General features: G+C 75.1%; 14 protein-coding genes. 6 read left to right on the top strand and 8 right to left on the bottom strand.

All coding sequences use genetic code 11. From position 1 onward, the window contains the following. The 4 genes from eccD to ACJ5H2_RS01545 form a co-directional block, all read right to left on the bottom strand. Complete coding sequence (eccD, locus tag ACJ5H2_RS01560) at positions 1–1,380, bottom strand: type VII secretion integral membrane protein EccD (RefSeq protein ID WP_408897810.1); 1,380 nt, start codon at positions 1,378–1,380, stop codon at positions 1–3. Between the two features lie 28 nt (positions 1,381–1,408). Beyond that, positions 1,409–1,729, bottom strand: coding sequence for a WXG100 family type VII secretion target (locus ACJ5H2_RS01555; protein ID WP_408897808.1), 321 nt, complete (start codon positions 1,727–1,729; stop codon positions 1,409–1,411). 39 nt (positions 1,730–1,768) lie between these two features. Next, complete coding sequence (locus ACJ5H2_RS01550; RefSeq protein ID WP_408897807.1) at positions 1,769–2,086, bottom strand: WXG100 family type VII secretion target; 318 nt, start codon at positions 2,084–2,086, stop codon at positions 1,769–1,771. Positions 2,087–2,227: 141 nt separating this feature from the next. Next, positions 2,228–3,646 carry a hypothetical protein gene (locus tag ACJ5H2_RS01545; RefSeq protein ID WP_408897806.1) on the bottom strand — a complete coding sequence of 473 codons (1,419 nt, stop codon included), beginning with the start codon at positions 3,644–3,646 and terminating at the stop codon, positions 2,228–2,230. Between the two features lie 159 nt (positions 3,647–3,805). On the opposite strand from ACJ5H2_RS01545, the gene eccCa reads away from it, so the two are divergent. Continuing rightward, positions 3,806–7,933, top strand: coding sequence for a type VII secretion protein EccCa (eccCa, locus tag ACJ5H2_RS01540; RefSeq protein ID WP_408897805.1), 4,128 nt, complete (start codon positions 3,806–3,808; stop codon positions 7,931–7,933). Here the strand turns inward: eccCa and ACJ5H2_RS01535 are convergent. Beyond that, entirely contained in the window at positions 7,925–9,157 is a 1,233-nt protein-coding gene (locus tag ACJ5H2_RS01535; protein ID WP_408897804.1) for a YibE/F family protein, read from the bottom strand. The two genes, eccCa and ACJ5H2_RS01535, sit on opposite strands and share 9 nt — an antisense overlap. 60 nt (positions 9,158–9,217) lie before the next feature. Between ACJ5H2_RS01535 and ACJ5H2_RS01530 the strand changes: the two genes are divergently transcribed. Next, positions 9,218–10,273: a CobW family GTP-binding protein gene (locus ACJ5H2_RS01530; RefSeq protein ID WP_408897803.1), complete on the top strand. Its 1,056-nt coding sequence runs from the start codon at positions 9,218–9,220 to the stop codon at positions 10,271–10,273. Here ACJ5H2_RS01530 and rpsN read toward each other — a convergent pair. Genes rpsN through rpmB form a run of 3 tightly spaced genes read right to left on the bottom strand, consistent with a single transcriptional unit; the run spans position 10,254 to position 10,967 of the window. Continuing rightward, positions 10,254–10,559, bottom strand: a complete 306-nt coding sequence (rpsN, locus tag ACJ5H2_RS01525; RefSeq protein WP_408897802.1) for a 30S ribosomal protein S14 — start codon at positions 10,557–10,559, stop codon at positions 10,254–10,256. The genes ACJ5H2_RS01530 and rpsN overlap by 20 nt on opposite strands. Continuing rightward, positions 10,559–10,729: a 50S ribosomal protein L33 gene (gene rpmG / locus ACJ5H2_RS01520; protein ID WP_408897801.1), complete on the bottom strand. Its 171-nt coding sequence runs from the start codon at positions 10,727–10,729 to the stop codon at positions 10,559–10,561. The genes rpsN and rpmG overlap by 1 nt, the downstream gene beginning before the upstream one ends. A gap of 1 nt (position 10,730) precedes the next feature. Then, positions 10,731–10,967, bottom strand: coding sequence for a 50S ribosomal protein L28 (rpmB, locus tag ACJ5H2_RS01515; RefSeq protein WP_408897800.1), 237 nt, complete (start codon positions 10,965–10,967; stop codon positions 10,731–10,733). A gap of 59 nt (positions 10,968–11,026) precedes the next feature. Here rpmB and ACJ5H2_RS01510 point away from each other — a divergent pair, with 59 nt between their 5' ends. Genes ACJ5H2_RS01510 through ykgO form a run of 4 tightly spaced genes read left to right on the top strand, consistent with a single transcriptional unit; the run spans position 11,027 to position 12,658 of the window. Then, a complete protein-coding gene (locus ACJ5H2_RS01510) occupies positions 11,027–11,290 on the top strand; it encodes a type B 50S ribosomal protein L31 (RefSeq protein ID WP_408897799.1) in 264 nt (87 codons plus the stop codon). Then, the gene (locus tag ACJ5H2_RS01505) at positions 11,287–12,351 is read left to right on the top strand and encodes a GTP-binding protein (protein WP_408897798.1); all 1,065 of its coding nucleotides are present in this window, start codon (positions 11,287–11,289) and stop codon (positions 12,349–12,351) included. The genes ACJ5H2_RS01510 and ACJ5H2_RS01505 overlap by 4 nt, the downstream gene beginning before the upstream one ends. Further along, complete coding sequence (rpmF, locus tag ACJ5H2_RS01500; protein ID WP_408897797.1) at positions 12,351–12,539, top strand: 50S ribosomal protein L32; 189 nt, start codon at positions 12,351–12,353, stop codon at positions 12,537–12,539. The genes ACJ5H2_RS01505 and rpmF overlap by 1 nt, the downstream gene beginning before the upstream one ends. Then, positions 12,536–12,658, top strand: a complete 123-nt coding sequence (ykgO, locus tag ACJ5H2_RS01495) for a type B 50S ribosomal protein L36 (protein ID WP_408897796.1) — start codon at positions 12,536–12,538, stop codon at positions 12,656–12,658. Before rpmF ends, ykgO begins: the two co-directional genes overlap by 4 nt. The last annotated feature ends 71 nt before the right edge of the window (positions 12,659–12,729 follow it).

The following is a 12,729-nucleotide window of genomic DNA, read 5'->3' as shown; positions in this document are numbered from 1 at the left end:
TCAGCCCACCCATCCGCGCACCCGGTCGAACAGACCGGTGGCGACCACGAGCAGGGGCAGGAGGCCGAGCAGGGCGAGGGACTCGAGCAGGTCGCCGAAGCGGCCGCGGCGCACGGACGGGGCGGCCGGGACCAGTGTCGCGACGAGCAGGGCGGCGCCGACGACCGCCAGGACCACGGCAAGGGTGGGCCGCCAGTCCGGATGGAGGGTCAGGACAGCGACCGCGGTCGCGGCGATCCCCGCCACGCCGGCGCCGAGACCCGCCAGCACCTCGCTTCCGGTGCGGTACTGCCGGGTGCGCAGCCCCACCACCAGGCATGCGTCGACGGCGAGCAGGGCGCCGGCGGCACCGAGGCTGACGGCCACGGGGGCGACGAGGACGAGGAGGAGGCCGACGGTCCCGGTGATCGCGAGCAGGATCTCGTGGGCGACCCGGGCGTCCGCGGCCACCCGCTCGGGTCGGACGTCGTCGGGCTCGGCGCCGGCGCCCGTCGGCGCGTCGAGCGGACCGGTCCGCGTCGCCGTCGCGCTCAGAGCGAGCCAGGGGAAGAGGCTGCCGGCCAGGACCACGAGCACCAGCACCGTCGTCAGCAGTGGCGCCGGCGCGATGCCGTCGGGGGTGGCGCGGGCGTAGGTGCCGACCCCGACCGCCAGCGCGCCGACCACGACGGGCGGGAAGGCCAGGGTCCGGCCGGGCCCGAGGCCGACCAGGCCGACGACGCCGGCCAGGAGCGCCCCGGCTCCCGCCGCCGCGAGGGGAGTGGCGAACCAGGGGGTGGCGCTCGGAGCGAGCATCACGCCCGCCACCGCGGCGTACCCGGCGCCGAGCCAGGCGACGCCGACGCCGGCGTCGCGCTCCCCCTGCGCCCGGGACAGCACGATCGCGCCGGCACACAGCAGGACCGCCACCGAGGTGGCGGCCACCGCGGCGACGTCCGAGCCGCGTTGCACCAGCAGGGCGAGGGCGCCGAGAGCGAGGAACAGGCCGGCCGCCACGAGTGCGGTACGACGGCCCGCGGCCGGGTGCCACGGCCGGAGCTCGTGCTCGACGACGTCGGCCATCGCCTCGACGACGTCGTCGTAGACGCGGGGCTCGGGATCGTCCACCCCGGCGGTGACGGTGAGGAGCGCACCGTCCTCGACGCCCTGCAGGGTCAGCCCGGTGTCGAGCGCGAGCCGCCGTCCCTCGGCCGTGCCGACGCGGTAGCCGCCGTGGACCGTCGCCGGGTCGAGCAGACCCACGCCGCGGGCCAGCTCCGGCAGCAGCTCGGCCACCGGGACGGCTCCGGGCAGCACCAGGTCGACCCGTCGGGTGCCGGACGCGACGCTGACCCGCACCAGCCCGGAGGCCGCCGCCCCGGGAGGCGAGACAGGTGTCATCCGCTCCACCCCTCCCGGGAGCCCGCGGTCAGCGCAGGAACCGGTCCGCGCCGCGCTGGTCGGCCCGGATGTAGTCGGCGTTGGACTGGTAGGTGGTCCGCGAGACCCCGTCGAGCAGGTCGAGGAGCTCCTTCATCGCCCAGTCCCAGGCCGCCTTGGCGCGGTCGAAGCTGAGCCGCTGCTCGCTGTCAGGGGCCCACGAGCCCACATAGGGCCGCGCGTCGGCCTCGAGCTGGTCGAGGCGGGCGTTCATGGCCTTGGCGGTCTCGTACATGCTCGCCGCCGCGGCGTCGAGGCCCGCGTGGTGGACGCGTAGCCCGTCGAGGGCGCCGAAGTCAGGTCCGGTCATGGTGCTCTCCTTGTCTCGTTGATGCCGGGCCGGGTGCGGCTACTGCCGGCCCAGCCGGTTGAGGAGGTTGACCATCTCCGCGCCGGCGGCCTGGTCGACGGCGGTGTTGTCGGCCTCGGTCTCGGTGAGGGACGCCTCGAACCGGTCGAGGGCCGTCGTGACCACCTGGTGCTTCTCGACCCAGGCCTGCTTGACGTTCCTGAAGGAAAGCCCGCCACCGCCGACCCACTGGGTGTTCATGACCTCCAGCTGCGCCTCCATCGTCTGGGACTGCCGCAGGAGGTCCTGCTTGGTGGCGGCCACGAGCTCGGCGACCTTGCGGAGGGCACCGTCATCGTGTCCGAACTCCGTTGCCATGTCTGCTCCTCGGTTGTGGTGGGCGGGTGCGCCCCGCCGCGGCAGGAGCCGGTCACCCCGGCGTCCTCGTGCTGGCTCCCCGAGCGCTGCCACAAGAGCCGACGTCCCGGGTGCTACCCGAGACGGCCGCGGCACTAAACCTCAGCCCACGACTTCCCACAGGTGGCGGAAGAGTCCGACCGAGACGACGAGGGAGGCCACCGCGAGAGCCCCGCAGACCGCCTCCGCGACCTCGGCCCGGCGCGACCACCACGGGGAGCGCCAGCCCCGCCCGACCCCCAGGGCGACCGCCACGAGGAGCGCGGCCACCGCCACGGCCGCCCCCGACACCGCGGCCGGAGACACGAACCCGGGGGTGCCGGGAGCGACGCCCAGCGCGACGGCCGCGAGCGCACCGAGGGCGACCACCCCGGCCAGGCGCAGCAGCCGGGCCGCGCCGACATGCCGGTAGCTGCGCGCCGCGAGCAGCAGGGCCGCGCCGCCGAAGCCGACCAGGCAGTGGGTCCCGGTCCGGTCCAGCGGCAGGTCGGCCGTCGCCAGCAACAGGGGCGTCGCGACGACCACGACCGCCAGGACGGCGACGGCGGCCGCCGTCACGGTCCGGGCGGCGCGCTCCGCCACGGACCGCACCGCCGGCCCGTCGACGGCGCCGCGACCGGGATCGTCGCCGTTCCGGGCGTCGCCGGGGTCGACGTGGTCGCGGGCCGACCAGGCGGTCACGGCGAGCCGGTCGAGGTCGAGCAGGTCGCGGTCGGGGACGTCGACCGCGAGCGCCGGCACGAGCCGTGCCGCCAGCACGGCGGCCAGCAGGAGCACCGCCCAGACGACGTGCGGGGCGACGCCCGCAAGCGCGCCGACGCTCGCGATGACGAACCAACCGGCACCGACGACCATCCACACGCGCAGCCCCTCCGCGGCGGGGTCCGCCGGCCGGGCGAGCGCCCGGCCGAGAGCGGCCGTCACGGCAGCGCACAGACCGGCGATGCCCACGACCGTGGGGAGTCGCTCCGCAAGCGGGTCCCAGGCGAGGGCCAGGCCGGCCGCGGCGCCGAAGGCCGGTGCGGCGAGAGCCCGCTGCGAGCGCAGCGCGCCGAGGGGGACCGAGCCCAGTGCGGCGACGCCGAGGAGGACCGCGACGACCGGCCAGCGGTCGTCCTCCGGCAGCACGGCGGCGCACCACCCCGCGACCAGCGCGACGAGGGCCGCCAGCACCAGTACGGCGGCCGTGGCGCCGGTCGGAGCGACCGTACGGCGACCGCGCCGGCCGTGCTGCCACAGCGGCCGGCGCAGGGTGGTGGGCTGCGACACCGGGTCGACGGCGACGACCAGCGCGCCGGTCACCAGGCCGGAGTCCGCGACGTCCGCGGTCGGCGCCAAGGGCTCGCCCCTCAGGGTCACCAGCGCCAGTGCACCGTGGTGGCCGGCCTGGGCGGCGTAGGTGCGCGCGACGTCCGCCAGCGTCGCTCCGACGGGCACGCTCAGGTCCAGGACGCCACCGGGGCCGTGGACCGCCACCGCCGTGACCGTGCCGGGTGCGGGCGAGCGGGAGGAGCCGTTCACCGTGCTGCCTCCCGAGATCTGTGCGGCGGTCCGGGATTCCCCTCCCGGCTCGCAGGGTAGTCCTCGACCCGTGCGTCCCGATGCTCCCTACCCAGGTGGCACGCGGCCCTATCATCGGCCGGGTCGGATGAGCGGGCATCGACGACGGGGGGCGGGAGCGTGACCGTGGGCACCGACCCGTCCGAGGAGCGCCGTGCGACGACGGCTGCCGGCCGCGTCAGCCCCGGCAGCCTGGGGCGGCGCGGCGCGCGGGGCGAGCGACCCGCGCTGCCGACCGGCCAGCTCCGGCTCCGGCCGCCGCCGGCCCTCCAGCCGAGCGAGGGTGCCGCCGGCCTGGCCATCAACGCCATCCCGATGCTGGGCAGTCTCGGCTCGATCGTCCTGGTCGCGGGTCTCGGCGGCACCGGCGGCAACCAGGCCCTGCGGTTCGTCGCCGCAGGCATGTTCCTGTTCGCCACCGTGGGCTTCATCGCCGTGCAGGTGGACCGGCAGCGCCGGCAGCGTCACCAGCAGGTCACCGGCACCCGGACGGAGTATCTCCGCTATCTCGCGGGCGTGCGCAGCGTGGTGCGCGAGGCCGCCGGCCAGCAGCGGCGTGCCCTGACCTGGCTGCACCCGGCGCCGACGGCGCTGCCCTCGCTGGCCGAGGACCGGACCCGGGTCTGGGAGCGGTCGTCGTCCGATCCGGCCTTCCTGCAGGTGCGGTACGGCGTCTGCGCGCAGCCGCTCGCCCTCGAGCTGCTCCCCCCGGAGGACGCGCCGACCGAGGAGGCCGATCCGCTCTCGGCCTCGGCGCTCCACCGCCTGCTGGCCGTCCATCGGGTCCAGCCGGGCCTGCCGGCGTCCGTCGACCTGAGCGCGTTCGACCGGGTCGAGCTCTGCGGGCCCGAGGACGAGGCACGCTCGCTGGCGCGGGCCCTGCTCTGCTCGGCCGCCGCCTTCCATTCTCCGGACAGTCTGCGGATCGCCGTCCTCGCGAGCGAGGCGACGCTGGCGCGGTGGGACTGGGTCAAGTGGCTCCCCCACGCCCACAGCCTGCACCGCAGCGACGCGGTCGGTCCGGCCCGGATGGTCACGACCTCGCTCGACGATCTCGCCGCCCTGCTCCCCCCGGACCTGACCGAGCGTCCGCGCTTCGGCGCCGACGAGCGAGCGGCGATCCCTCATGTCCTCCTGGTCACCGACGGCGCGGAGCTCCCGCCGGGCAACCACGTGGTGCCGTCCGACGGCCTGCACGGGCTCACGGTCGTGGACCTGCCCGCGCGCTGGGGTGAGCTGGACAGCCCGACCGCGCTGCGCCTGCAGATCGACGGCCGACCGGGCGAGGCGGGCAGGGGGGAGCCGGCGAGCGGGCCGCTCGAGGAGACCGTCCCCCTGGTCGCCGTGCGGATGCGGACCGAGCCGGTCCGCGCCCGGGGCGACCAGTGCGGTCCGGCCACGGCCGAGGCGCTCGCCCGGCGGCTGACCCCGCTCTTCACCCCGGCCGCGGGTGCGGCCGTCGGCGAGGAGGTGGCTGCCGACCTGACCGCCCCGCCCGACGTCATGGACCTGCTCGGCCTCGGGGACGTCCACGCGTTCGACCCGGCGACCGCCTGGCGCCCGCGCCCCGCCCGCGACCGCCTCCGGGTGCCGCTCGGCGTCGCCGACGGCGGTGCAGCGGTCCATCTCGACATCAAGGAGTCCGCGCAGCAGGGGATCGGCCCGCACGGACTGGTCGTCGGAGCGACCGGCTCGGGCAAGTCCGAGCTGCTGCGCACGCTCGTGCTCGGCCTGGCGATGACCCACTCGCCGGAGCAGCTCAACCTGGTCCTCGTCGACTTCAAGGGCGGCGCGACCTTCGCCGGGATGGCCCCGATGCCGCATGTGTCCGCGGTGATCACGAACCTGGCGCAGGAGCTGACTCTCGTCGACCGGATGCAGGACGCCCTGTCCGGAGAGATGGTGCGCCGTCAGGAGCTGCTGCGCCGGGCCGGCAACTTCGCCTCGATCCGCGACTACGAGCGTGCCCGCACCTCCGGCGACCCGGGTGCGGCAGGGCTCACGCCCCTGCCGTCGCTGTTCATCGTCGTCGACGAGTTCTCCGAGATGCTGTCGGCCAAGCCGGAGTTCATCGACCTGTTCGTCGCGATCGGCCGGCTCGGGCGGTCCCTCGGCCTCCACCTGCTGCTCGCCTCCCAGCGCCTCGAGGAGGGACGACTGCGCGGCCTGGAGTCCCACCTGTCGTACCGGATCGGCCTGCGCACCTTCAGCGCGCAGGAGTCGCGGGCGGTGCTCGGCGTACCCGACGCCTACGAGCTGCCGGCGGTACCCGGACTGGGCTATCTCCGCCCGGATCCGGCGACGCTCACGCGGTTCAAGGCGGCGTACGTCTCGGGCCCGCCCGAGACGGTCCGTCGGGGCGTCGTGCGCGACAGCGACGGCGCGATGCGGGGCATCCTGCCCTTCACCGTGTCCGAGGTGCAGACCTTCGACGAGCCCACGCGGCACGAGCCGCAGGAGTCGGCGTCGGCGGACGCGGGCGGCGCCTCGGTGCTCGACGTCGCGGTCACCCGGATGGCCGGTCGCGGACCGGCGGCCCACCGCGTGTGGCTGCCGCCGCTGGACCGGCCCGACACCCTCGACCGGCTGATGCCCGACCTCGCGCCCCACCCGGAGCTCGGCCTCGTCTCCCTGCGCTGGCGCGAGTTCGGGGGCCTGACCGTCCCCCTCGGCACGGTCGACCGACCCCGGGACCAGCGTCGCGACACCCTCACCATCGGCCTCGGCGGGGCCTCCGGTCACGTGGCCGTCGTCGGCGGCCCCCGCAGCGGGAAGAGCACGCTGCTGCGGACCGTCGTCACGAGCCTCGCGCTCACCACGACGCCGGTGGAGTCGCAGTTCTACGTCCTCGACTTCGGCGGCGGCACCTTCGCGCCCCTCACCGCCCTCCCCCACGTCGCCGGGGTCGCCTCCCGCTCCGAGCCCGAGGTCGTCCGGCGGGTCGTCGCCGAGGTCCGCGGCATCGTCGAGCGCCGTGAGCGGTACTTCCGCACTCAGGGCATCGACTCGATCGAGACCTACCGCGCGCGTCGCCTGCGCGGCGTCGGCTCCCCCGACGACGGGTACGGCGACATCTTCCTCGTCATCGACGGGTGGGGCACGCTGCGCTCCGACTTCGACGACCTCGAGCTGGAGATCCAGCAGCTCGCCGGTCGCGGACTGACCTTCGGCCTGCACGTCGTCACCGCCGCGACCCGCTGGCCGGACTTCCGCGCCGCGATGCGCGACCTGCTCGGCACCCGGCTCGAGCTGCGCCTCGGCGACCCCATCGACTCCGAGATCGACCGCAAGAGCGCGGCCCTGGTGCCGGCCGGCCGGCCGGGCCGCGGCCTGGTGGCCGGCCCGTTGCACGTTCTCGGCGCCCTCCCCCGGATCGACGGCGACGTCTCGGCCGAGACCCTCGGCGAGGGCGTGGATGCCCTCGTCGCCGCCGTCGCGTCGGCCTGGCGCGGGCCGGCCGCACCCAAGCTGAGGCTATTGCCGGACCGGGTCACGCTCGAGGAGGTGCGCGCGCAGGCGGGCTCCCCGGGTCCGCCGGGCTCGGCGGGGCCGCGGCCATTGCTGCTGGCTGTCAACGAGAAGGAGCTGGCGCCGGTCTCCCTCGACGTCGACGCCGAGCCGCACCTGCTCGTCTTCGGCGACGCGAGGTCCGGCAAGACGGCGCTGCTGCGGGCCTACTGCCAGGAGATCATGCGTACGCGCACGGCGGCCGAGGCGCAGATCATCCTCGTCGACTACCGCCGCTCCCTGCTGGGCGAGGTGCCGGAGGAGTACCTGCTCAACTACCTGACCTCCGGGACCCAGGCGCAACCGGCGCTGAACGACCTGGCGACGTACCTTCAGAACCGGATCCCCGGACCCGATGTGACCCCCGAGCAGCTGCGCAGCCGGTCCTGGTGGTCCGGCGCGGAGGTCTTCGTGGTCGTCGACGACTACGACCTGGTCGCCACCGCGCAGAGCTCGCCGGTCGGGCTGCTGCAGCCGCTGATGGCCCAGGCCCGCGACGTGGGCCTGCACGTGGCGGTGGCCCGCCGCTCCGGCGGCGCCTCCCGCGCGCTGTACGAGCCGGTCATCCAGTCGCTGCGCGACCTGGCGATGCCAGGCGTCCTGCTGGCGGGCAGCCGGGACGAGGGCCCTCTCCTCGGCAGCCTGCGGCCCGGTCCCGCCCAGCCCGGCCGCGCCCGGATGCTCACCCGGGACCGGGGCGTCGAGGTCGTGCAGGTGGCGTGGACGGAGCCGTCACTGTGAGCCCGCGGGACGCGGAGCAGCGATCAGCGCCGCCAGCGCGGTGGTGACGGGGACGGCCAGGACCAGGCCGATGGAGGTCACGAGGGTGCGCACGATCTCCTCGGCCAGCTGCTCGGTCGAGATGAGGTCGAGCAGCGGCCGGTCGTAGACGCGCAGCAGCATGAGCAGGATCAGGGCGGTGCCGACGTAGGCGAAGACGATGGTGTAGATCGTCGAGGCGATGTGGTCGCGGCCGATCCGCATCGCGCTGGTGAAGACCCGGGTGCGCGAGGCGTGGGGGCTGGCGGCGCGCAGCTCCCAGACCGCGGAGGCCTGGGTGATGGTGACGTCGTTGAGCACGCCGAGCCCGGCGATGACCAGGGCGCAGCCGAGAAGGGCCTGGAAGTCCAGGGCCCCGAAGGAGGCCAGGATCGCGCCACCCTCGTCGCTGATCCCGGTGAGCCGGGCGTCGCCGATCGCGACGACGCCGATGCCGGCCGTCAGCGCGATGCCGAGCAGGGTCCCCGCGAGCGCGGTGCTGGTGCGCAGCGAGAAGCCGTGGGTGGTGTAGAGGACGACGAACATGATGGCCGAGGCACTCGTCAGCGCGACGCCCACGCCGGAGGCACCGTCGAGGAGGGCCGGGAGCATCCACCACCAGACCACGAGCCCGCCGAAGGCCAGGCCGAGCAGGCCGAGCAGGCCGCGCCAGCGGGCCACGGCGAGCACCACGGCCACGAAGAGCACCGCCAGCCAGATCAGGGTGCCGTAGCGCTCGGTCGCGAAGTAGGAGTACGACGGCTCCTGGTCCGGCGCCCCCTCCGGCGCCGGGGTGCGCAGCAGCTCCACGCGGTCGCCCTTGCTGAGCCCGGACTCCACCACCTCCGGCGGCACGTCGAGGCGGATCACCTGGTCCTCGCCGTCCACGTCGACGGTGATGGTGCTGCACCCGGACCCGTCGGGGAGGCCGGTCCGCCCCGCGCAGCGCTCCGCCACCGCGACCACCTCGGCCGAGGGGAAGGTCACGCCCGGCGCGGCGAACTGCGCCGCGGCGCCGCCCGCCTCGGCGCTGCGCGCGGCGGCGTCGCTCGGCGGCCACCAGATCGCGAGCCCCGCGATGGTCCCCAGGAGCGCGAGCGCGAGGCCGGCGAGCAGGAGGTTGCGCGCCGTCGTACCGACCCGGATCCGGTCGTCCGGCCCCCGGTCCGCCCGTCGGCCGTGTCCGTGTCCGTGTCCGCTTCCCACGCGCCCACCTTGCCACGACTCCGCGCGAGGTGAGAATCGTTGTCAACTAGACTCGGCAGGGTGAGCTCGCACGTCCCCGTGACCGCCCTGACCGGTCACCTCGGGGCCGGGAAGACGACGCTCCTCAACCGGCTGCTGCGCCGCCCCGGCGCGCGGATCGGCGTGGTCGTCAACGACTTCGGCGCCATCAACGTCGACGTGGCGCTGGTCACCGGGCAGGTCGACGAGCCGGTGTCGATCGCCGGTGGCTGCCTGTGCTGCCTGGAGGACGTGTCCGGCCTCGACGCGGCGCTCGCACGGCTGACCCACCCGCGGCTCGCGCTCGACGCCGTCGTGGTCGAGGCGAGCGGGCTGGCCGAGCCGGGGGTGCTCGCGCAGATGATCCGGCGCAGCGCGGCGCCGCGGGTGCGTCCGGGCGGCGTCGTGGACGTCGTCGACGCGGTGGAGTACTTCCGCACCGTGGACGACGGCGGCATGCCCCCCGCGCGCTTCGCGGTGGCGACCCTCGTCGTCCTCAACAAGGTCGACCTGCTGCCGGCGGAGGGCCGCGAGGAGACGCTCGCCGCGATCGAGGCCCGGGTGCGCGAGGTCAACCCCTCGGTGCACATCGTGCGCACCTCCCGCGGACGCGTCGACCCCGCGCTCCTGCACGATGTGGCGCTCGCGGAGGACCCGCCCGACCAGCTGCCGCTGGGGGCGCTGCTGCGCGCGGAGCGTGCCGCCCGGCAGGACGGGGCCGACGACGCCGACGCAGAGCACCTCCACGTGCATGCCGCGTCGGCCTCGGCGCGCACCCCGGGCGCCGTGTCGCCCGGCCGCGTGGTCGACCTGCTCCTCGACCCGCCCCCGGCCGCCTACCGGATGAAGGGGACGGTCGCGGTCGACACGACCCGGGGGCCGCGGGGGTACGTCGTCCACCTGGTCGGCGGCCAGGTCCACGTCGCCTCGCTGCGCCCGAGCCCACCGACCAGCGAGCTGGTCGCGATCGGGACCGGGCTCGACCCCGACGCGACCCGCGCCCGGCTGGAGGCCGCCTTGGCGCCCGCACCGGGCCCCGACCGGGACGGCCTGCAGCGGATCGAACGGCTCCGCCGGCTCACCAGCTCGACTTCGTGATCCCCGGCAGCTCGCCGCGGTGCGCCAGCTCACGGAACCGGATCCGCGAGAGACCCGCCTTGCGCAGGTAGCCGCGGGGCCGACCGTCGACCTGGTCGCGGTTGCGCACCCGCACCGGCGAGGCGTCGCGTGGCAGCCGGGCGAGCGCCTGCACCGCCGCGGCCAGCTCCGCCGAGCCCGGGTCGGCTCGACGGACCTGCTCCTTGAGCGCCGCACGCCGCTCGGCGTACCTCGCGACCGTCCTGCGCCGCCTCCGGTCCGCGGCGATCTTCGCCTGCGAGGCCATCAGCGCTCCTCGCGGAACTCGACGTGCCGGCGCAGCACGGGGTCGTACTTGCGCAGGCGCAGGCGGTTGGGGTCGTTCCTGCGGTTCTTGCGGGTGACATAGGTGTAGCCCGTCCCGCCGGTCGAGCGCAGCTTGACGATCGGTCGCACGTCGGATGCCTTCTTGGCCATGTCAGAGCCTCTCTCCTCGGGCGCGGAGCTCGGCGACGACCGCCTCGATGCCCCGCTGGTCGATGGTCTTGATGCCGCGGGCGGAGACCCGCAGCGTCACGTGCCGCCTCAGCGACGGCACCCAGTACCGCTTGCGCTGGACGTTGACGTCGAAGCGGCGTCGAGTACGTCGGTGCGAGTGCGAGACGCGGTTGCCGAACGCGGGTCGCGCCCCGGTCACCTGGCACACCTGTGACATCGGCTTTCCTCCTGGTCTATGATTGAGAACGATTCTCATTCTAACTCAAGGAGCAAGCGATGAAGCAGGGGATCCACCCCGCCTACGGCCCCGTCGTCTTCCGCGACCGCGCGACGGGCGACCTGGTGCTCACCCGCTCGACGCTGGTCGAGCGGACCGACGGACGCACGGTGGAGCTCGACGGCGCGACGTACCCGGTGGTCGATGTCGACGTCAGCGTGCACAGCCACCCCTTCTGGACCGGCCAGGGCCGGGTGCTGGACGCCGAGGGCCGGGTCGAGGCCTTCGAGCGGCGCTACGGCCGCCGGAGTGGTGCCCGATGAGGGTCCCGGTGGTCCTGCTCGGGGGCGTCGACCCGGACGCGATGGCGGCGACCATGGTCGGACTGCAGTTCGACCTGCCGAACGCGGTCGCCTGCCGCCACGCCATCGACGTCGAGCGGGGGGTCCTGACCCGTACCGTCAGCGACCTGTCCGGCGTCGTCGAGACCCACGAGACGGTGCTCGAGCACGCATGTGTGAGCTGCGCGATCCGCGAGGACATCCTCCCCACGCTCGAGAGGCTGGCCCGCGACGGTCGCTGGGAGAGCATCGTGGCGCACCTCCCGGTCGGCGCCGAGGCCGCGCACCTGTGCGCCGCGCTGACCTGGGACACCCGCATGGCCCGCTTCCTGCGGGTCTCGGCGGTCGTGGCCGCCGTCGGGTCGAGGCACCCCGTGCGCGACCTCCTCGGTGACGACCTGCTGGCCGAGCGCGGCCACCACTGCGCCCACGACGACCGCCGCGGCGTCGGCGAGGTCCTCTCCGCGATGGTCGAGCACGCCGACGTCGTCGCCTTCGACGACGCCGTCGACCCGGTCGCGCGCGGCCTGGTCGCTGCCCTCGCCCGCCCCGACGCGGTCGTGGTCGAGGGCTGCCATGCGCTGGGGGGCGAGGTCCTCACCGGCCGGCTGCACCAGCACACCCGCACCGAGGCGTGGACCAGCCCGGTGCGCACCGACGCCCTGCCCGACCTGCGGGCCGAGGGCGTGTGGCGTCTCGACCTGCAGTCCCTCCAGCCCTTCCACCCCGACCGCCTGCTCGACTCCCTCGAGCGGCTCGGGGCGGGCGCCCACCGCTCGCGCGGCTGCTTCTGGCTGCCCAGCCGGCCGGGCCGTGCGCTCGAGTGGGACGGGGCGGGCGGGCAGCTGAGCATCGGCGACCACGCGTCCTGGGGCCTGCGCACGCCGTTCACCCGGATCGTGCTCGCCGGTGTCGGCGCCGCGCCGGCGCACCTGCGGGAGGCCTTCGACGAGCTGCTGCTCGCACCGGACGAGGCACCGACCTGGTCCGCGGGCGAGGACGGCTTCGAGCCCTGGCTCGGCCCGATCCGGGAGGTGGCGTGATGGCCGTCCCGAAGCGTCGTACGTCGCGGAGCCGGACCCGCCACCGTCGGGCGCAGTGGAAGGCCACCGCGCCGGACCTGGTGCCGGTCACCATCGAGGGACGCACCCACCGGGTGCCGCGGCGGCTGGTCGGCGCCGTGATGGACGGACTGGTCGACCCCGAGACGGGAAGGAGGACGAGGCGATGAAGGTGCGCAACTCGCTGCGGTCGCTCAAGCGGCAGCCGGGCGCTCAGGTCGTACGCCGACGCGGCCGGACCTACGTGATCAACAAGCAGAACCCGCGCATGAAGGGCCGTCAGGGCTGAGCGCCGGTCCTGGAGTACCGCACCCCGGCACTTGAGGAGGACCCGCCCGCCGGCGGCTCCGCCTAGCGTCG

This window comes from Nocardioides pymetrozini (assembly GCF_046058985.1).
Classification (GTDB): domain Bacteria; phylum Actinomycetota; class Actinomycetes; order Propionibacteriales; family Nocardioidaceae; genus Nocardioides.
This window is presented reverse-complemented; position numbering and strand designations above follow the sequence as displayed.